Source organism: Actinospica robiniae DSM 44927, from assembly GCF_000504285.1.
Lineage (GTDB): Bacteria > Actinomycetota > Actinomycetes > Streptomycetales > Catenulisporaceae > Actinospica > Actinospica robiniae.
Genome location: NZ_KI632511.1, coordinates 4,117,123 through 4,136,820 on the forward strand (window position 1 = coordinate 4,117,123; position 19,698 = coordinate 4,136,820).

General features: G+C 68.8%; 13 protein-coding genes and 3 rRNA genes. 4 read left to right on the forward strand and 12 right to left on the reverse strand.

Going from position 1 to position 19,698, the window contains the following annotated elements:
- Positions 1-1,287, forward strand: coding sequence for a DUF1015 family protein (locus tag ACTRO_RS17480; RefSeq protein ID WP_034264296.1), 1,287 nt, complete (start codon positions 1-3; stop codon positions 1,285-1,287).
- 119 nt (positions 1,288-1,406) lie between these two features.
- Here the strand turns inward: ACTRO_RS17480 and ACTRO_RS48970 are convergent, their stop codons facing one another.
- Positions 1,407-2,228, reverse strand: coding sequence for a tetratricopeptide repeat protein (locus tag ACTRO_RS48970; protein ID WP_211244307.1), 822 nt, complete (start codon positions 2,226-2,228; stop codon positions 1,407-1,409).
- Here ACTRO_RS48970 and ACTRO_RS48975 point away from each other — a divergent pair.
- A complete protein-coding gene (locus ACTRO_RS48975) occupies positions 2,202-3,833 on the forward strand; it encodes a hypothetical protein (protein ID WP_034264302.1) in 1,632 nt (543 codons plus the stop codon). The genes ACTRO_RS48970 and ACTRO_RS48975 overlap by 27 nt on opposite strands.
- Before the next feature lie 155 nt (positions 3,834-3,988).
- Here the strand turns inward: ACTRO_RS48975 and rrf are convergent.
- The 8 genes from rrf to aroC all read right to left on the reverse strand — a co-directional run bounded on the left by rrf (position 3,989) and on the right by aroC (position 13,701).
- Positions 3,989-4,105 (reverse strand): 5S ribosomal RNA (gene rrf, locus ACTRO_RS17495).
- A 106-nt stretch (positions 4,106-4,211) separates the two neighbouring features.
- Positions 4,212-7,335, reverse strand: a 23S ribosomal RNA gene (locus tag ACTRO_RS17500).
- A 382-nt stretch (positions 7,336-7,717) separates the two neighbouring features.
- Positions 7,718-9,244, reverse strand: a 16S ribosomal RNA gene (locus tag ACTRO_RS17505).
- Together the 16S, 23S and 5S rRNA genes form the textbook arrangement of a ribosomal RNA operon.
- A 432-nt stretch (positions 9,245-9,676) precedes the next feature.
- Positions 9,677-10,111: a transcription antitermination factor NusB gene (nusB, locus tag ACTRO_RS17510; RefSeq protein ID WP_034264304.1), complete on the reverse strand. Its 435-nt coding sequence runs from the start codon at positions 10,109-10,111 to the stop codon at positions 9,677-9,679.
- 57 nt (positions 10,112-10,168) lie between these two features.
- Entirely contained in the window at positions 10,169-10,732 is a 564-nt protein-coding gene (gene efp / locus ACTRO_RS17515) for an elongation factor P (RefSeq protein WP_034264305.1), read from the reverse strand.
- Positions 10,733-10,785: 53 nt separating this feature from the next.
- Positions 10,786-11,868, reverse strand: coding sequence for a 3-dehydroquinate synthase (gene aroB / locus ACTRO_RS17520; RefSeq protein WP_034264307.1), 1,083 nt, complete (start codon positions 11,866-11,868; stop codon positions 10,786-10,788).
- Positions 11,865-12,398 carry a shikimate kinase gene (locus ACTRO_RS17525; protein ID WP_034264310.1) on the reverse strand — a complete coding sequence of 178 codons (534 nt, stop codon included), beginning with the start codon at positions 12,396-12,398 and terminating at the stop codon, positions 11,865-11,867. The genes aroB and ACTRO_RS17525 overlap by 4 nt, the downstream gene beginning before the upstream one ends.
- Before the next feature lie 73 nt (positions 12,399-12,471).
- Positions 12,472-13,701, reverse strand: a complete 1,230-nt coding sequence (gene aroC / locus ACTRO_RS17530; protein WP_034264313.1) for a chorismate synthase — start codon at positions 13,699-13,701, stop codon at positions 12,472-12,474.
- 287 nt (positions 13,702-13,988) lie between these two features.
- On the opposite strand from aroC, the gene ACTRO_RS17535 reads away from it, so the two are divergent.
- Positions 13,989-14,837, forward strand: coding sequence for an SAM hydrolase/SAM-dependent halogenase family protein (locus tag ACTRO_RS17535; RefSeq protein ID WP_034264315.1), 849 nt, complete (start codon positions 13,989-13,991; stop codon positions 14,835-14,837).
- Positions 14,838-14,933: 96 nt separating this feature from the next.
- A complete protein-coding gene (locus ACTRO_RS43500) occupies positions 14,934-16,271 on the forward strand; it encodes a DUF6882 domain-containing protein (protein WP_051450989.1) in 1,338 nt (445 codons plus the stop codon).
- Between the two features lie 34 nt (positions 16,272-16,305).
- Here ACTRO_RS43500 and ACTRO_RS17545 read toward each other — a convergent pair whose 3' ends face one another.
- Genes ACTRO_RS17545 through ruvX form a run of 3 tightly spaced genes read right to left on the reverse strand, consistent with a single transcriptional unit; the run spans position 16,306 to position 19,627 of the window.
- The gene (locus ACTRO_RS17545; RefSeq protein ID WP_034264319.1) at positions 16,306-17,142 is read right to left on the reverse strand and encodes a shikimate dehydrogenase; all 837 of its coding nucleotides are present in this window, start codon (positions 17,140-17,142) and stop codon (positions 16,306-16,308) included.
- On the reverse strand, positions 17,142-19,130 hold the full coding sequence (mltG, locus tag ACTRO_RS17550) for an endolytic transglycosylase MltG (protein ID WP_034264322.1): 1,989 nt from the start codon (positions 19,128-19,130) through the stop codon (positions 17,142-17,144). The genes ACTRO_RS17545 and mltG overlap by 1 nt, the downstream gene beginning before the upstream one ends.
- Positions 19,127-19,627 carry a Holliday junction resolvase RuvX gene (gene ruvX, locus ACTRO_RS17555; protein ID WP_157436313.1) on the reverse strand — a complete coding sequence of 167 codons (501 nt, stop codon included), beginning with the start codon at positions 19,625-19,627 and terminating at the stop codon, positions 19,127-19,129. Before ruvX ends, mltG begins: the two co-directional genes overlap by 4 nt.
- Positions 19,628-19,698 lie beyond the last annotated feature (71 nt).

Sequence of the window (19,698 nt, forward strand, 5' to 3'; positions counted from 1 at the left end):
ATGACCGCCGAGCTTGCCGCCGACACGCCGAGCCGCCTCGTCCTTTCGCCGTTTCGCGGACTCCGCTTCACCGCCGCCGACCAGGCCGCCGTGATCAGCCCGCCTTACGACATGATCGACCACGATCAGGCGCAGCGGCTCGCGGACGGCGACGTGCACAACATCGTCCGCGTGATACTCCCCGAGCTCCACGAGCCCGACCCGCGCCTGCGCTACCGCCGCGCCGCCCGCACGCTGCGGGAATGGCGCGACGAGGGCCTGCTGGCGCTCGACGAGCGCCCGGCCCTGTACGTCTACGAGCAGCACGTACCGGACGGTCCGGACGGCCCCGGCTCGGTCCAGCGCGGCCTGATCGGCGCGCTGCGGCTGCCGGGCGCCGGCGCCGGGCCGGTGCACCCGCACGAGGACGTGGTGGACGCGGTGGTCCAGGACCGCCGCTCGCTGATGTACGCGCTCGGGGCGAACCCGGAGCCGATACTGCTCGCGTACCAGGGCGAGGGCGCCGCGTCCGATCTGGTCGAGCGGATGGCCGAAGATTCCGGGCCGCTGGTAGAGGTCGCCGGACTCGACGGCGTACGCCACCGGCTGTGGGCCGTGGACGACCCGGAGCAGCTCGCGGCCGTGGCCGAGGACCTGGCCGGACGCGAGGCGCTGATCGCCGACGGCCACCACCGCTACGCCGCCTACCGCGAGCTGGCCACGCTCGGGCGCGCGGGCACCGACCACGGCCTGGCGCTGCTGGTGAACACCGGACGGCACCCGCTGCGGGTGCGCGGGATACACCGCTGGCTGCCCGATCTGCCGGCCGCGCAGGCCGTCGCCGAGGCGGGCAAGTGGTTCACGGTGACGAAGGTCGAGGGCAACTACCGGGCCGCCATCGAGGCGCTGGACGCGGTGGGCCCGGACCGGATCGCGATGGCCGTGGTGGCCGGCCACGACGCCTGGCTGCTGACGGACCCGGACCCGAAGCTGATCGCCGAGCACGTGCCGCCGGACCGCCCGGAGGCCTGGCGGAAGCTGGACGCGACGGTGCTCCACCACGCCCTGGCGGTCGGCGTCTGGGGGATACCCGACACCGCGCAGAGCATCCGCTACGACCACGACGCCCGCAGCGCGGTGACCGAGGCCTACCGCCACGCCGGCATCGCCGTGCTGCTGCGGCCGGTGCCCGAGGCGACCGTGCACGAGCTCGCCGCCGCGGGCGTCATGCTGCCGCGCAAGTCGACCTCGTTCTCGCCCAAGCCCGCGACGGGTCTGGTGCTGCGTCTGCTGGACGAAGAGGGCTGAGCCGGGCCAACTCTCTCAGCGCCTTCCGCGCTGTACGCGAGACCACAGCACAGTGCCCCCGATGCCCGTAAAGGGCCTCGGGGGCACTGTGCTGAGATGCGCTGGGCTATCGCGGACGCTTACTGCTCTTCGTCCTCGATGCCGGCGGCGAGCTCGGCGGCGTCGAGCTGCGGCGCGCGCTGCTCGAACTCCTCGTCGTCGTCTTCGTCATCTTCGTCGTCGTCGAGGTCGTCTTCGTCGTCCTCGTCGTCGTCCTCGTACTCTTCGTCATCCTCGTCGTCGAGTTCGTCGTCCTCGTCGTCGAACTCCTCGTCGAGCTCGGCCGCGCCCTCGGCACTCTCGTCGTCTTCGCCGAAGACGACTCCGTCGAGCTCGGCGATACGGTCCTCGGCGTCGGTGACGCCGTCCGAGTCGGCCTCGGCCGCGCGGGCGAACCACTCGCGGGCCTCGGGCTCACGGTCGGCCTCGAGCAGCGCGTCGGCGTAGGCGTAGCGCAGCCGCGCGGTCCACGGCTCGATCTGAGCGGGGGTCAGGTCGGCACCCTGCAGCATGGCCACGGCCGCGTCGACCTGGCCGAGGTCGCGGCGCGCGCCGGCGGCGACGATGCGCAGCTCGATCTGCGTGCCCTTGTCCAGCTCCTTGGCCTCCGGCGCCTGCGCCATCTCCAGCGCCTTCTCCGGACGCCCGAGCCCGCGCTCGCAGTCGGCCATCACGGCCCACTGGTGGTTGGACCCGGTGATGCGCCGCGCGGCACGCAGCTCGGCGAGCGCCTCGGCGTACCGGTCGGACAGGTAGGCGGTCAGGCCGAGCGCCTCGCGGGTCGCGGCCAGGCGCGGCGCGAGCTGCTGAGCCGAACGGGCGTACTGGTAGGCCTTCTCCGGGTCCTCGTCGATGAACCGGCCGGCCATGACCAGGTGGCCGCCGACGAGCTGGGCCTTCATCCGCACGAGGGTGCGCAACTCGGCCCGGATGTCCTCGTCGAGGTCGTTCAGGTCGATGTCGTCCGGCAGTTCGAGGTGCGGGGCCTGCTCGCGCTCGGCCGCCGGCTGCGCGGGACGCTCGTCCCGGCGGAACCCGCCGCGCTCGCCGCCACGGTCGTCGCGACGCTGGAAGCCGCCGCGGTCCGGACGGTCCCCGCCACCGCGGTTGTCACGGTCGCCGTAGGACGGACGACGGTCACCGTACGAGGGACGGTCCCCGCCGCGGTCATCACGACGCTGGAAGCCACCACGGTCCGGACGGTCCCCGCCACCGCGGTTGTCACGGTCGCCGTAAGAGGGACGACGGTCGCCGTACGACGGCTTGTCACCCCGGTCATCACGGCGCTGGAACCCGCCACGGTCCGGACGGTCCCCACCGCCACTGCGGTTGTCACGGTCGCCATAGGAGGGACGACGGTCACCGTAAGAGGGACGGTCGCCACCGCGGTCATCGCGACGCTGGAAGCCGCCACGGTCCGGACGGTCCCCACCGCCACTGCGGTTGTCACGGTCGCCATAGGAGGGACGACGGTCACCGTACGAGGGACGGTCCCCGCCTGTGCGGTTGTCACGGTCTCCGTAGGACGGACGACGGTCACCGTACGAGGGGCGGTCCCCGCCGCGGTCGTCACGACGCTGGAAGCCACCACGGTCCGGACGGTCCCCGCCTGTGCGGTTGTCACGGTCGCCGTAGGACGGACGACGGTCACCGTACGACGGGCGGTCCCCGCCACGGTCGTCACGACGCTGGAAGCCACCACGGTCCGGACGGTCCCCGCCTGTGCGGTTGTCACGGTCGCCGTAGGACGGACGACGGTCACCGTACGACGGGCGGTCCCCGCCACGGTCGTCACGACGCTGGAACCCGCCGCGCTCGCCACCGCGGTCATCGCGGCGCTGGAAGCCACCACGGTCCGGACGGTCCCCACCGCCACTGCGGTTGTCACGGTCGCCGTAAGAGGGACGACGGTCACCGTACGAGGGCTTGTCACCGCGGTCATCACGGCGCTGGAACCCGCCACGGTCCGGACGGTCCCCACCGCCACTGCGGTTGTCACGGCCCTGATAGCCGCCACGCTCGCCACCGCGGTCATCGCGCCGCTGGAAACCGCCGCGCTCACCACCACCGCGGTTGTCACGGTCGCCGTAAGAGGGACGACGGTCACCGTACGACGGCTTGTCACCCCGGTCATCACGGCGCTGGAACCCGCCACGGTCCGGACGGTCCCCACCGCCACTGCGGTTGTCACGGCCCTGATAGCCGCCACGGTCACCACCGCGGTCATCGCGCCGCTGGAAACCGCCGCGCTCACCACCACCGCGGTTGTCACGGTCGCCGTAGGACGGACGACGGTCACCGTACGAGGGGCGGTCGCCGCCCGAACGGCCCTTGTCGTCTTCGCGGCGGCCGACGTTCCGGTCGCCACGGGACTGGCCGGCCACACGCTTGTTTCCCCCCGAGGGGCGGCCCGTCATAGGACGCTTGGGGCGGCCGGAAGAGGAAGTAGACATGCGAGTGGGGCTCCTGTCGTGGCGCGTAGAGGAACTTCTAGTGAACCGATCTAGGCGTTGCCTAGACGCATCCCCCCATTCTCCCCCACCGTCCGCGCCGATGGCCAATCGCCCGGGCACGGGTGTGCGGGCGCGGATGAGCAGTTGGGGTGAAACAGCTGTAGGCCCCTGGACCGTTTCGGGTCCGGGGGCCTACAGCTCTACGGGTTGCGCGGCGGCGTCCTACTCTCCCACCAGGTCTCCCTGGCAGTACCATCGGCGCTGGCGGGCTTAGCTTCCGGGTTCGGGATGGGACCGGGCGTTTCCCCGCCGCCATGACCGCCGCACGTCATTCAGGTTTCCTAGCAACTACTCCCGGGCGGGAGCGGCCGGGTACCTGTGAACCGGCTAGTGGATGCGAGCAAGCAGAAGATCAAGAAAGTCTATGTTGGGGTGTGTAAGCCCTCGGCCTATTAGTACCGGTCCACTCCACACCTCACGGCGCTTCCATGTCCGGCCTATCAACCCCATGGTCTCTAGGGGGCCTTACCCACTCAAGGTGGTGGGAGGACTCATCTCGAAGCAGGCTTCCCGCTTAGATGCTTTCAGCGGTTATCCCTTCCGAACGTAGCCAACCAGCCATGCCCCTGGCGGGACAACTGGCACACCAGAGGTCCGTCCATCCCGGTCCTCTCGTACTAGGGACAGCCCTTCTCAATCCTCCAACGCGCGCAGCGGATAGGGACCGAACTGTCTCACGACGTTCTAAACCCAGCTCGCGTACCGCTTTAATGGGCGAACAGCCCAACCCTTGGGACCTACTCCAGCCCCAGGATGCGACGAGCCGACATCGAGGTGCCAAACCATGCCGTCGATATGGACTCTTGGGCAAGATCAGCCTGTTATCCCCAGGGTACCTTTTATCCGTTGAGCGACGGCGCTTCCACCAGCCACCGCCGGATCACTAGTCCCAGCTTTCGCTCCTGCTCGACCCGTCAGTCTCACAGTCAAGCCCCCTTGTGCACTTACACTCGCCACCTGATTGCCAACCAGGCTGAGGGAACCTTTGGGCGCCTCCGTTACTCTTTAGGAGGCAACCGCCCCAGTTAAACTACCCACCAGACACTGTCCCCGATCCGGATCACGGACCCGGGTTAGACACCCGAGACGGCCAGAGTGGTATTTCAACAACGACTCCACCATGGCTGGCGCCACGACTTCACAGTCTCCCACCTATCCTACACAAGCCGCCCCGGACACCAATATCAAGCTATAGTAAAGGTCCTGGGGTCTTTCCGTCCTGCTGCGCGAAACGAGCATCTTTACTCGTAGTGCAATTTCACCGGGCCTGTGGTTGAGACAGTCGGGAAGTCGTTACGCCATTCGTGCAGGTCGGAACTTACCCGACAAGGAATTTCGCTACCTTAGGATGGTTATAGTTACCACCGCCGTTTACTGGCGCTTCAGTTCACCGCTTCGCCGTGAGGCTGACGGGTCCCCTTAACGTTCCAGCACCGGGCAGGCGTCAGTCCGTATACATCGCCTTGCGGCTTCGCACGGACCTGTGTTTTTAGTAAACAGTCGCTTCCCGCTGGTCTCTGCGACCCACACCAGCTCGGAGCGCGAAGCTCGTCACCAGCACGGGTCCCCCTTCTCCCGAAGTTACGGGGGTATTTTGCCGAGTTCCTTAACCACAGTTCACCCGAACACCTCGGTATTCTCTACCTGACCACCTGTGTCGGTTTGGGGTACGGGCCGCCGTGTCCCTCGCTAGAAGCTTTTCTCGACAGCATAGGATCATCCACTTCGCCCCTACGGGCTCCCCATCACATCTCAGCCTTGATGACTGGCGGATTTGCCTACCAGCCGGCCTACCTGCTTGGCCCGGGACGACCACCGCCCGGGATGAACTACCTTCCTGCGTCACTCCATCGCTCGCCTACTACCCGATCAGGTCACCGGCCTCCACTCCCATGGCCCGAAGGCTTCCGGAAGATTCAGCGGGCTTAGTATCACGGGGCTCGGCCCTTGCGGTCCACAGCGGGTACGGGAATATCAACCCGTTGTCCATCGACTACGCCTGTCGGCCTCGCCTTAGGTCCCGACTCACCCTGGGCGGAACAGCCTGGCCCAGGAACCCTTGGTCATTCGGTGCCACCGATTCTCACGGTGGATTCGCTACTCATGCCTGCATTCTCACTCGCATGCCCTCCACGACTCCCTCACAGGGCCGCTTCACCGGACATGCGACGCTCCCCTACCCAACACCACACCTGGCCCCGGAACGACCCGGGGCGGGCTCATGGCATTGACACGACTTCGGCGGCGTACTTGAGCCCCGCTACATTGTCGGCGCGGAACCACTTGACCAGTGAGCTATTACGCACTCTTTCAAGGGTGGCTGCTTCTAAGCCAACCTCCTGGTTGTCACCGCGGTCCCACATCCTTTCCCACTTAGCACGCGCTTAGGGGCCTTAGTCGATGTTCTGGGCTGTTTCCCTCTCGACCATGGAGCTTATCCCCCACAGTCTCACTGCCACGCTCAACGTACCGGCATTCGAAGTTTGGCTGACGTCAGTAACCTGGTCGGGCCCATCGGCCATCCAGCGCCCTACCTCCGGCACGCACACGCAACGCTGCACCTAAATGCATTTCGGGGAGAACCAGCTATCACGGAGTTTGATTGGCCTTTCACCCCTAACCACAGGTCATCCCCCAGGTTTTCAACCCTGGTGGGTTCGGGCCTCCACACCGTCTTACCGGCGCTTCACCCTGCCCATGGCTAGATCACTCCGCTTCGGGTCTAGAACGCGCGACTATAAACGCCCTTATCGGACTCGCTTTCGCTACGGCTACCCCACCCGGGTTAACCTCGCCACGCGCCACTAACTCGCAGGCTCATTCTTCAAAAGGCACGCCGTCACGGCCTCACCGCTACCGGTGAGACGACGCTCCGACGGATTGTAGGCACACGGTTTCAGGAACTCTTTCACTCCCCTCCCGGGGTACTTTTCACCCTTCCCTCACGGTACTCGTGCACTATCGGTCACCAGGAAGTATTCAGCCTTACCAGGTGGTCCTGGCAGATTCACACGGGATTTCACGGGCCCCGCGCTACTCGGGAACAGCGCCACGAGCCTGCAGCATGTCGTCTACGGGACTCTCACCCACTACGGTCGGCCACTCGCATGCCGTTCGACTACACCACAGGTTTCTTACTCGTCGGATCGCCGGCAGACGATCCAGGCACGTCCCACAACCCCTCACACGCAACCCCTGCCGGGTATCACACGCACAAGGTTTAGGCTAGATCCGCTTTCGCTCGCCACTACTCACGGAATCACATGTTGTTTTCTCTTCCACCGGGTACTGAGATGTTTCACTTCCCCGGGTTCCCTCCACTCGCCCTATACATTCAGGCGAGGGTGACACCCCATGACGGGTGCCGGGTTCCCCCATTCGGACACCCCCGGATCAAAGCCCTCTCGGCGGCTCCCCGGGGCCTATCGCGGCCAGACACGTCCTTCATCGGCTCCTGGTACCAAGGCATCCACCGTGCGCCCTTAAACACTTACACACACAGAGAACAGACTTGATTCGCCGCTCAAAGGCGGCGATATTCAGATGCTCGCATCCACTATCCAGTTCACAAACACCCCACCGAACCCCAGACCACCAAGGAACCCACCAGACCACAACCCCGGAAGGCTGCGCGGTATACGTCCCAGGCCTGAACCCGGACGAAGAAGACCCACCACACGCGAGGAACCCGGACCACACGATCCGGGCTCCACTGTGGCTGTCCCTTCAGGACCCAACAGTGTGCCCGCCAGGACCCCGAAGGGACCCGGCTGTCTACGATGTTTCCACCCATGAGCACCGCCACCGGACACTCGCCGGTGAAGCGGGTCTAGCCCGGCCGGCACACTACAGGCCTACCTGGGCGAGAAGCTCCTTAGAAAGGAGGTGATCCAGCCGCACCTTCCGGTACGGCTACCTTGTTACGACTTCGTCCCAATCGCCAGTCCCACCTTCGACCACTCCCTCCCTAAAAGGGTTGGGCCATGGGCTTCGGGTGTTACCGACTTTCGTGACGTGACGGGCGGTGTGTACAAGGCCCGGGAACGTATTCACCGCAGCGTTGCTGATCTGCGATTACTAGCGACTCCGACTTCACGGGGTCGAGTTGCAGACCCCGATCCGAACTGAGACCGGCTTTACGGGATTCGCTCCACCTCACGGTATCGCAGCCCTCTGTACCGGCCATTGTAGCATGCGTGCAGCCCAGGACATAAGGGGCATGATGATTTGACGTCGTCCCCACCTTCCTCCGAGTTGACCCCGGCAGTCTCCCGCAAGTCCCCAGCCATCCGAAGATGCTGCTGGCAATACAGGACGAGGGTTGCGCTCGTTGCGGGACTTAACCCAACATCTCACGACACGAGCTGACGACAACCATGCACCACCTGTGCACGACCCCAAAGGACCCTCTATCTCTAGAGGTGCACCGTGCATGTCAAGCCCTGGTAAGGTTCTTCGCGTTGCATCGAATTAAGCCGCATGCTCCGCCGCTTGTGCGGGCCCCCGTCAATTCCTTTGAGTTTTAGCCTTGCGGCCGTACTCCCCAGGCGGGGCGCTTAATGCGTTAGCTCCGGCACGGAGACCGTGGAAACAGTCCCCACACCTAGCGCCCAACGTTTACGGCGTGGACTACCAGGGTATCTAATCCTGTTCGCTCCCCACGCTTTCGCTCCTCAGCGTCAGTAATGGCCCAGAGACCCGCCTTCGCCACCGGTGTTCCTCCTGATATCTGCGCATTCCACCGCTACACCAGGAATTCCAGTCTCCCCTGCCATACTCTAGCCCGCCCGTACCGGAAGCAGACCCACCGTTAAGCAGTGGGCTTTCACTCCCGACGCGACAGGCCGCCTACGAGCCCTTTACGCCCAATAAATCCGGACAACGCTCGCACCCTACGTATTACCGCGGCTGCTGGCACGTAGTTAGCCGGTGCTTCTTCTGCAGGTACACTCAGTCACCCTTGGTCCCTGCTGAAAGAGGTTTACAACCCGAAGGCCGTCATCCCTCACGCGGCGTCGCTGCGTCAGGCTTCCGCCCATTGCGCAATATTCCCCACTGCTGCCTCCCGCAGGAGTCTGGGCCGTGTCTCAGTCCCAGTGTGGCCGGTCGCCCTCTCAGGCCGGCTACCCGTCACCGCCTTGGTAGGCCATCACCCCACCAACAAGCTGATAGGCCGCGGGCCCATCCTCCACCGAAAAACTTTCCACCCAAGGCCATGCGACCCCAGGTCATATCCGGTATTAGCCCCGGTTTCCCGGAGTTATCCCAGAGTGGAGGGCAGGTTGCCCACGTGTTACTCACCCGTTCGCCACTAATCCCCGGCCGAAACCGGATCATCGTTCGACTTGCATGTGTTAAGCACGCCGCCAGCGTTCGTCCTGAGCCAGGATCAAACTCTCCAAAAAAGAATTCAATGACCTGGCTAAACATCCCGACGGGGGTCGGGATATACTAGCCAATTCAAAACTATTGGCATCGTAAACAAATGACACACTGTTGAGTTCTCAAGAAACAGTCACGCGCTAGGTACTTTGTTTTTGTTCCGTTTCCCTTGCGGTGTTCCCAACTCTATCAGACTTTCGCGGCGGTTATTTCCACCGGGTTTTCTCGCTGTTTCGATCTTTCGACCGGAACGACGGAAAACCGATCCCTTCGGCCCTAAGGCTTGAGGATCCGTCTCACGAAGTTGGGGTTTCGCCGCTCCGCTATCGCCCGGTTGGACCCGGTCCGATCGCTCTTGGCGACGTTGGTCTACATTACGCGTCCGGCCCGCCCCCGTCAAATCGGGTGCGGGCCGGGTGGCCGATGGGCGCCGAGGCGCCGGCTGCGGGGCGCGGTCAGCGCTGCAGCGAGGGCTTGAGCTCCATGATCCGGTTCAGCATGCCGTTGACGAACTGGGGCGAGGTGTCGGTGGAGAGCTGTTGCGCCAGTCCCACCGCCTCGTCGATCGCCACCACGTCCGGCACGTCCTCCTGCCAGAGCAGTTCGAAGATGCCCAGCCGGAGCAGGTTGCGGTCCACCGCGGGCATCCGGTCCAGCGGCCAGCCCACGGAATAGGTCTCGATCAGGGTGTCGATGCGCTCCTGGTGCCGGGCCACGCCCTCCACCAGCTTCACCGCGTACTCGCCGATCCGCGGATCGGAGTCCTGCGGCGTGAGCTGCTGGACCCGGGCGATCCGCTCGGCGAGCACGGCGGACGGACTCACGCTGCGCAGATCCGCCTCGTACAGCATCTCCACCGCGCGTCGGCGTGCCTTGTTGCGTGTAGCCACGGTTCTCGTCAGGTCCCTCGTTGCCAGGATCGGTTGGTGACAGCGTGCGGAACGCGCTTAGTTGTTGATCCGGCCGAGGTACTTGCCGTCGCGGGTGTCGACCTTGACCTTCTCGCCGGTGCCGATGAACAGCGGGACCTGGATCTCCGCGCCGGTCTCGACGGTGGCCGGCTTGGTGCCACCGGTGGAGCGGTCGCCCTGCAGGCCCGGCTCGGTGTAGGTGATGACCATCTCGACGGCCGCGGGCAGCTCGATGTAGAGCGGCACGCCGTCGTGCGTGGCGACCATGGCCTCGGCGCTCTCGAGCAGGTAGTCCGCGTTCTGGCCGACGGTGTCGCCGGACACGTGCAGCTGGTCGTAGGTGTCGAGGTCCATGAACACGAAGTCGGCACCCTCCTTGTAGAGGTACTGCATGGTGCGCTTGTCGACGTTCGCGGTCTCGACCTTGATGCCGGCGTTGAAGGTCTTGTCGACGACCTTCCCGGACAGGACGTGCTTGAGCTTGGTCCGAACGAAGGCCGGTCCCTTACCGGGCTTGACGTGCTGGAATTCGACGACATTCCACAGCTCGCCGTCCAGGTTGAGCGTCATGCCGTTCTTGAGATCATTGGTCGAGGCCACGGCCGGGTGACTCCTAGCTAGAGGAAATTGGTGAGATTGCGCCAGTCTACCGGCTAGGCCGAGATCTCCCCGAACGCGCTGACCAGCAGCTGCATATCCGGGCCGGGCAGCACGACCGGCTTGGCCAGGCCCGCCAGCACGATGAAGCGCAGCATGTCCGCCCGCGACTTCTTGTCCACCCGCATCGTCTCGAGCAGCTTGGGCCAGGCCGACGCCTCGTACGTCAGCGGCAGTCCGAGCGCGCCGAGCACGTCCCGGTGCCGCTGGACCACGGACTCGTCGAGCTTTCCGGCGAGGCGGCCGAGCTCGGCGGCGAAGACCATGCCGACCGAGACGGCCGCGCCGTGCCGCCACTGGTAGCGCTCGTTGCGCTCGATCGCGTGGCCGAGGGTGTGGCCGTAGTTGAGGATCTCGCGCAGGCCGGACTCGCGCAGGTCCTGGGAGACGACTTCGGCCTTGACCCGGATCGCGCGCTCGATCAGCTCCTGGGTGTGCGGGCCGTCGTACCGGCGGGCGCCGTCGATGTCGCCCTCGATCAGCTCGAGGATGCGCGGGTCGGCGATGAACCCGCACTTGACCACTTCGGCGAGGCCGGCCACGTAGTCGTTGCGCGGCAGCGTCTCGAGCGCGGCGAGGTCGCAGATCACGCCCGCGGGCGGGTGGAACGCGCCCACCAGGTTCTTGCCCTCGGCCGTGTTGATGCCGGTCTTGCCGCCGACGGCCGCGTCCACCATGCCGAGCACCGTGGTCGGCACCTGCACCACGCGCACGCCGCGCAGCCAGGTGGCCGCGGCGAAGCCGGCCAGGTCGGTGGTGGCGCCGCCGCCGACGCCTACGATCGCGTCGGTGCGGGTGAACCCGGCCTGGCCGAGCACGGTCCACAGGTACGCGAGCACCTGCGCGGACTTCTGCTCCTCGGCGTCGGGCACCTCGATGGTGATCGCCTTCAGGCCGGCCGCGGCGAGGTCGTCGCGCACCGCCTCGCCGGTGGCGGCCAACGCCTTCGGGTGCACCACGGCGACCCGGGCGACCTTGTCGCCGAGCATCGCGGGCAGTTCGCCGAGCAGGCCACGGCCCACCACGACCTCGTACGGCGCGTCACCGCCGACCGGGATGCGCGTCGTTTCGGTGCTCAAGCCTCGGACTCCTTCGGCGGGTACGGGATCTGCTCGCACAGCCGGTCGACTATCTCCTCGACCGTCAGATCGCTGGTGTCGACCCGGCAGCTGGCGACTTCTTCGTAGAACGGCGCGCGGGCCCGGTGCAGTTCGATGAACTTGCTGTGCACGTTGCCGAGCAGCAGCGGGCGCGGCACGTTCATCTCCAGCCGCTTGACCGCACTGTGCACGCTCACGTCCAGCCACACCACGTAGTGCGGGGCCAGGGCCTGGCGGGTCTCCCGGCGCAGGATCGCGCCCCCGCCGAGGGAGAGGACGCCGGAGTGCGACTCGAGCGCCGCGCGCACGGCCTCGGACTCGAGTTCGCGGAAGTACTCCTCGCCGCGCTCGACGAACAGGTCGGCAATGGCGGAGCCGGTCAGCGCCTCGACGTCGTGGTCGGTGTCGCGCAGGCCGACCTCGAGCCGTTCGGCCAAGGCCGCGCCGACGGTGGACTTGCCCGAACCGGGCGGTCCGACCAGTACGGCGAGAGGCTTCGTGGGGCTCATACCGCCACCTCGCTGGAGCTCGGTAGGCCGCATTCGCGAGGCACTGTGCTCGTAGATGAGCTCGCGAGCTCGCTCATGCCGCTCCCCCACCGACCTGCAGGCCGCGCTCGGCCAGCTCGGCCAGGTAGGCCTCGACGTTGCGCCGGGTCTCGCGGACCGAGTCGCCGCCGAACTTCTCCAGCAGGGCGTCGGCGACCGTCATCGCGGCCATGGCCTCCGCCACGATCGCGGCGGCCGGGACCGCGCACACGTCGGAGCGCTGGTGGTGCGCGGTGACGGCCTCGCCGGTGGCGACGTCGACGGTGGCAAGGGCGCGCGGGATGGTGGAGATCGGCTTCATCGCCGCGCGTACGCGCAGCACCTCGCCGGTGGACATGCCGCCCTCGGTACCGCCGGACTTGCCGGTACGCCGGCGCACGCCCGGGTTGGCGGGCTCCATCTCGTCCTGGGCCTGCGAGCCGCGCACCCGGGCCAGCTCGAACCCGTCGCCGAGCTCGACGCCCTTGATCGCCTGAATACCCATCAGCGCCGCGGCGAGGCGGGCGTCGAGGCGCCGGTCCCAGTGCACGTGGCTGCCGAGGCCGGGGGGCAGGCCGTAGACGAGCACCTCGACGACACCGCCGAGGGTGTCGCCGGCCTTGTGGCACGCGTCGATCTCGGCGACCATCGCGGCCGAGGCCTCCGGGTCAAGACAGCGCACCGGGTCGGCGTCGACGCGCTCCTCGTCGGAAGGCAGCGGGAGCAGGCCGGCCTTGGCCCGCACCGGGCCGAGCTCGACCACGTGCGAGACCAGTTCGACGCCGGCGGCCTGGCGCAGGAACGCGCGGGCGACCTCGCCGAGCGCGACCCGGGCGGCGGTCTCCCGGGCGCTGGCCCGCTCGAGCACCGGGCGGGCTTCTTCGAACCCGTACTTCTGGATGCCGGCCAGGTCGGCGTGGCCGGGGCGGGGCCGGGTGAGCGGGGCGCTGCGGGCCTGCCCGGAGCTGCCGGGCTCGATCGCGTCGAGCTCGCCCTCGCCCTCGGCCGGGTCGGCGGCCATCACGGTGCGCCACTTGGGCCACTCCGAGTTGCCGATGCGCACCGCGACGGGTCCGCCCTGGGTCAGGCCGTGGCGCACGCCGCCGAGGAACTCGACCTCGTCCTGCTCGAACTTCATCCGAGCTCCGCGGCCGTACCCGAGCCGGCGCCTCGCCAGTGCGTGCGCGAGATCCTTGGTCGAGGTCTCCACTCCGGCCGGCAGGCCTTCGGCGATCGCGACGAGGGCCGGACCGTGGGATTCGCCTGCGGTGAGCCAACGCAACATGCCCCGATCATCCCACACCGGGGGTCTGCGGATCCTGGGTGTCCAGATCCGCGCGGGCACCCGGCCGGGGGCGGGCGACCCCCGGTAACCGGGCGGCCACGTCGCGGCCATCTGGCTTGCCTACAGTGCGGGAATGAGCGAGCTTGCGAGCGAATCATCAGGCACAGAGTGTGCGCGAACGCGCCGACCGAGCTCTAGCGAGGTCGCGTCGTGAGCGAGCTTGCGAGCGAATCATCAGGCACAGAGTGTGCGCGAACGCGCCTACCGAGCGCTCGCGCGGTGGCTGCGTGAGCGCCTCTGCCAGGTCCTGGATCGGGTTCCTCTCCGACTACGGCCTGAGCGACTGCCACGTCGGGATCTGTCACGGCGTCATCGCCGCGACGGCGCCCGCGGCCCGGGTGATCGACCTGTGCCACGAGGTGCCGCCGGGGGATCTGCGCAGCGGGAGCGCGCTGCTGGCCCAGGCCGCGCCGTACCTGCCGGCCGGGGTGCTGCTCGCCGTGGTCGATCCGGCGACCGGGCCGGGCGCGGGCACCCGGCGGCGGGCCCTCGCCGTGATCGCGGGCAAGAGCGTGCTGGTCGGTCCGGACAACGGACTGCTGCTGCCGGCCGCGCGGGCGCTGGGTGGGGCGAGCGCGGCGCACCAGATCGTCTCGAAGACGCACGTGCGCCACCCGATCTCCGCGACCTTCCGCGGCCGGGACCTGTTCGCGCCGGTGGCGGCGCACATCGCGGCCGGGCTCTCCCCCGCCGCGCTCGGACCGGAGGTCCCGGTGGACGCGCTGGTGCGGCTGCCCGAGCCGGTCTCGCGGCTGACGGCGCATCGGCTGGAGGGCGAGGTGCTCTCGGTGGACCGGTGGGGGACGGTTCAGACCACGCTCGGCGCGGGGCTCTTCGAGGAGGCCGGCCTGCGCGTCGGCGACACGCTGACGGTGCACTGCCGGACCGGCGAGGTGAAGGTGCCGTTCGGCCGCAGCCACGCCGACGTCCGGCCGGGCGAGTCCGTGGGCTACCTGGACTCGGCCGGGCTGTTCGCGCTGGCCCGGCACACGAACTCGGCGGCGCTCGAGCTCGGACTGCAGCCGGGGGACTCGGTGGCGGTCCGGCTGCCCGCGACCATGGACATCTCCCGGTGATCGGTAGCTAGACTTTCTTCTTCGAGGGCGGCGACCAAACCGCTCCGAGACTGCCCGCCGCCCGCGGGCGCGGCGGCTCGAGGGGATCTTCGGAGCGTGACTGACGAGCGAGAGGCGGCTACCGGCGGCGCGGTCGAGGCGCCGGCCCGGATGCGGGTGGCCGAGGTCTTCGACGGGCGCGGGCCGAACGGCGGCGTGCTGATCAAGCGGCCGCCGGTGGGCGAGGACGAGTTCGAGGCGCTCTCCCGGTATCTGACGACGGCTCCGGTGGCGCTGGCCACGACGAAGACCGCGCCGGACGAGATGTCGCCGGACGCGGGCATGGCGGTTCCGCGGGCGTATCACACGGACGGGTACTGGATCTGGCCCGCGGCGGTCGGCTACTACCTGAGCCAGTACCGGCTGCCGCCGCAACCGGACCTGGTCGCGCATATCAGGGCTCGCGGTTACGAGGTGGGCGCGGTGGCCGAGCCGGTGCGGCAGGCCGCGGCGGCGCAGATGCTCGAGGAACTCGCGGCGGCGCGACGGCGGCAGCGGGCGGTGCCGGCCCAGGCGCCCGCGCCGGAGCCGCAGCCCGAGCCCGAACCCGAACCCGAACCCGAACCTGACGCAGTGCCGGAAGCCGTGGCGCAGCAGGCGTCCGCGCCCGCGCCCTCGCTCTGGCTGCCCGAGCAAGCCGCGGAAACCCCCGCCGAGCAGGCCCTCGAAGCCCCCGCCGAAGAGCCCGTGCCGGACGCGCTCCGGGTGCTCTCCTTCAGCCGTGAGCTGACCGAGGCCGGCAACCGGCACGCGGCCTGGGTGCTCGAGCAGATCGAGGAGTTCCTGGCGTTCATGCCGGTGGACGAGTGGAGCGTGGACCACGAGCGGCGGCTCTACCGGCAGGCCGGGCGGGAGTTCGCGGTGGACGCGCTCGGGCGGCTGACCGAGGACGGGCGCTGGCGCTGGGCGTGGGCCGAACCCGAGGCGTGGTCGGCGGATCCGCGGATCACCGAGCGGGTGCGCGCGGTGTGCGAGGCGGCCGGCGAGGTCGGGATCGCGGAGCTCGCGGCGCCGGTGCTCGACCTGTCCGCGAACGACGACGCCGAGGATCCGGAGACCGCCGCCGAGATGCTGGCCTGGACCGTGATGGGGCTGGCCGGGGCGCGCGCGTACATCGGGCACAGCCAGGGCGAGCGCGGGCGGATCTACTACCTGGCCTTCGACGAGGCGATCCCCGCGGCCAGGCCGGAGCTCGGCGAGGTGCCGCGGTTCCTGACCCAGGGCGTGGTCAAGTTCGAGGAGGGCGCGACCGAGTGCGTGCTCGGCTACGTCGAGCACCACGGCTGGGACTGGAGCCGCAGCGCCGACGGGATCGAGGTCAGCGCGGCCGGACTGGGCTCGTTCACGGCCGAGGTGTCCGGCGACGGCGCGCTCACCGGCATCTCACTGCACTGAGGGTAACCGAAGGACGCCGCGGGGTGACGCCTGGTCAGGCGTCGTCCCGGGCGGCCAGGGCCGCGCGCATCGCCTCGAGGATCTCCCCGCCCCGGCCGCGCACGCCCGTCATCAGCTCCACCTGGGTCACCGCCTGGTGCAGCAGCAGGTCGCGGCCGCCGAGCACGACGCCGCCGCGCCGTTCCCAGGCGGCGGCCAGCGGCGTCGGCCACGGGTGGTAGATCACGTCGAAGAGCGTGCCGACCTGCTCGGGCAGTCGCTCGGCGAGCTCGTCGGCCACCCCCGCCGGGGTGGTGTTGACGACGAGTTCGTGCTCGGCCGCCTCGCCGGCCCGGCTCCACGGGCGCGGATCGAGGGTCAGCTTGAAGTGCTCGGCGAGCGCGGCGAACTCGGCCACCTTGGCCGGGGTGCGCGCGTAGAGCGCGATCGGGCCGCGCACCAGCCCGGCCAGCGCGGCCAGGCTGGATCCGGCCGTCGCGCCGCCGCCGAGGACGGCCGCCGCCGCGACCTCGTGCACTCCGCGCTCGCGCAGCGCCGCGGCCAGACCCGGCACGTCGGTGTTCTCGCCGTGCCGGGTGCCATCGGCCTCGAATACCAGGGTATTGACGGCGTTGACCGCGCGGGCGGTGCCGCTGATCCCGTCGAGCAGCGGGATCACCGCGCGCTTGAGCGGCATGGTCAGCGACAGGCCGGCCCAGCTGCCGTCGAGGCCCTCGACGAAGGCCGCCAGGCCCGCCTCGTCCACCTCGCGGCGGCCGTAGCTCCAGTCGGCCAGGCCCAGCCGGGCGTAGGCCGCGCGGTGGAGCACCGGCGAGAGCGAGTGCGCGATCGGCGAGCCGAGCACGGCGGCCCGGCGGGCGGTCGGCGTCATCAGTTCCCGCACAGCCCCGGGTGCGCCTTGCCCAGCGCCGACCAGGCCGTGCTGTTAGCGGCGTAGAGCACCGAGCCGTCGACCGCGCAGAAGTACAGGTCGGTCGTGTCGGTCGGGCTCAGCGCCGCTTCCAGGGTGGTCTGGTCGATGCTGTCGATCGGGCCCGGCGGCAGGCCCTTTATGCCGAAGACGCTGGTGTTGTACGGGTTGCCGGTGGCCTTGTTGTCCGGCGTGGTCGTGGTCTCGCCCATGCCGTAGAGCGTGGTCGTGTCGAAGCCCAGGTGCGCGAAGTCCGCGGTGTCCTTGAGCCGGTGGTAGATCACGCCCGCGATCTTGCCCAGGTCCTTGGTGTCGGTGCCGGCCTCGGCCCGCGCCATGGAGGCGATCGTCAGCACCTGGTAGGGCGTCAGGTTCGCCCCGCCGGCCGACTTGGCCTTACTGGTCAGGCCGACCGCGTCGAACATGGCCAGCTGCTTGTCGATCATGGTCTTGATCAGTGAAGTCGGGTCGTTGTAGTCCGGCAGCTGGTAGGTGCCGGTGAACAGCAGGCCCTCGACGTTGGCGAACGGGAACTTCGCGCCGGTCTTGGCGTTGGCCCAGCTCGGCAGGTCGACCTTGCCGCTGCTGATGGCCGAGAGGATCTGCGCCTGGGTCCACTTCTTCTTCTGCTCGAGGTCCTTGAAGACGTCCGCGGCGCGCTCGCCGGGGCGCACCAGCAACTGCGACGTGTTGTCGATGTTGCTGGTGTTCAGCAGCGCGTCCACGGCGGCGGCCGCGCTCATCTCCTTGTGCAGCAGGTAGGTGTTGGCCTGGATGTCGCCGCACTTGGGGTTGGCTTCGCAGGCCTTGGTGAAGGCGCGCTGGCTCTTGACCACGTCGTTCTGGAGCAGGATGCTGCCGATCGCGGTTCCGCCGGAGCCGCCGGGTATCTCCACCACGACCGTGGCGGGCAGGCCGGCGGCGGAGGTGAAGTCCGGCGGCGGGCCGTACTTCGACTGGTACCACTTGTAGCCCTGGAAGCCGCCGTAGCCGAGCAGTCCGGCCAGGATGCTGAAGAGCACGAACACGGCCAGGCAGCTCTTGCGCTTGTTGCCCTTCTTGCCCGAGCCGGTCCGCCTGCCGCCGGAGTCGCCGTCCGAGTCCGAGCTGTCGGCGGTGAGCAGGCCGCCGCGCTCGCTCTCCTCGTCCTCGACCGCGTAGCGCGGGTTCGAGCCGGAACGGCTCGGCACGGGCTGCTCGGGCTCGGCGCGGCGGCGGCCGCCGCGGGCCGGGTACTCGTACTCGGCCTGGTCCTCGGCGAGGTCGTTGTAGGGGTCGCGGACGTCGCGGGGTCCGCGGGCGTCGCGCGGCTCGCCGTACGGGTCGGTCGGGCCGGGGCCGGGGCCGGCCGGACGCCGCTGCGGCTGCTGCGGCCGGGCGGCGGCGCGCTGCTGCTGAGTGCCGGTGTCGTAGCCGCCGGAGGACGGGTAGCCCTGGGCGCCGTAGCTGCCGCTGTTGTACGAGCCCGAGCCGTGGGAGCCGGTGTCGTAGCCGCTGGCGGGGTAGCCCTCGTAGCCGACGCGCGGCTGCTGGCCGGTGCCGCGCTGCCGCTGCTGGCCGCCGTAACCGCCGGTGTCGTACCCGGTGTCGTAGGACCCTGACGCATAGCCCTGCTGGCCCTGCTGCTGGCCCTGCTGCGGATACCGCGGCTGCTGCTGAGGCTGTTGCGGCTGCTGCGGGCGCTGCTGCTGCTGGCGGTAGCGCGGATCCTGCTGCGGCGGGCGCGGCGCCTGCTGCTGCGGCTGCTGCTGCTGCTGCTGCGGGTAGTCGAAGTACTGCGCCGCGGACTGCTGACCGGTCTGCGCGCCCTGTCCGCCCTGCCCGTACGAGGGGTATCCGGGAGCCTGCGGAGGGTTGCTGTAGTCGAGCGGCGGCTGGCTCCAGTCGTCCTGCGCCTGCGCGTAGGGGTCCGGCTCCTGCGGATAGCCGTACCAGCCGCCGTCGCTCATTCGCTCTCCTTCACCGGGGCCGCCGCCTGCGGCGAGGTGCCCTGTTCCAGGGCGACCAGGGTACCGGGCACGGAGCCCGACCCGCGCTCGATGTCGAGCGCGTTCTGCAGGATCACGACCGCGGCGGCCTGATCCACCACCGCCCGGCTTTTGCGCCCGCGCACACCCGACTCGCGTAGTCCACGGGTCGCCGTCACGGTTGTCAACCGCTCGTCGACCATTCGTACCGGAATAGGGTGGATTTTCCCGGCGAGACGGTCCGCGAACACCCGGGCCTTCGCGGCCGCCGGACCTTCGGCGCCGGAGAGCGAGCGGGGCAGGCCGACCACGATCTCCACGGCGCCGTACTCGTGCGCGAGCGCGACGATGCGGGGCACGTCGCCCTCGCCCGCCGGGACGGTCTCGACCGGTGTGGCCAGGCGTCCCTCGGGGTCGCACACGGCCACCCCGACGCGGACCGCGCCCACGTCGACACCCAGTCTTCTGCCCGCTCTCAACACCCGCTCCGTTCCGATCCGGCCGCCGCCGGGCCGTGAAGAACCCGCACGGCGCACGCTGTCAGGGTTCA

What these genes read in the sequence shown, in the direction of transcription:
- ACTRO_RS48970 (WP_211244307.1), bottom strand. Translation starts at nt 2,228, where the DNA reads ATGAAGGCCCAGCTCGTCGGCGGCCACCTGGTCATGGCCGGCCGGTTC.
- ACTRO_RS17525 (WP_034264310.1), bottom strand. Translation starts at nt 12,398, where the DNA reads ATGAGCCCCACGAAGCCTCTCGCCGTACTGGTCGGACCGCCCGGTTCG.
- aroC (WP_034264313.1), bottom strand. Translation starts at nt 13,701, where the DNA reads ATGTTGCGTTGGCTCACCGCAGGCGAATCCCACGGTCCGGCCCTCGTC.
- mltG (WP_034264322.1), bottom strand. Translation starts at nt 19,130, where the DNA reads ATGAGCGACGGCGGCTGGTACGGCTATCCGCAGGAGCCGGACCCCTAC.
- ACTRO_RS17545 (WP_034264319.1), bottom strand. Translation starts at nt 17,142, where the DNA reads ATGACGCCGACCGCCCGCCGGGCCGCCGTGCTCGGCTCGCCGATCGCG.
- ACTRO_RS17480 (WP_034264296.1), top strand. Translation starts at nt 1, where the DNA reads ATGACCGCCGAGCTTGCCGCCGACACGCCGAGCCGCCTCGTCCTTTCG.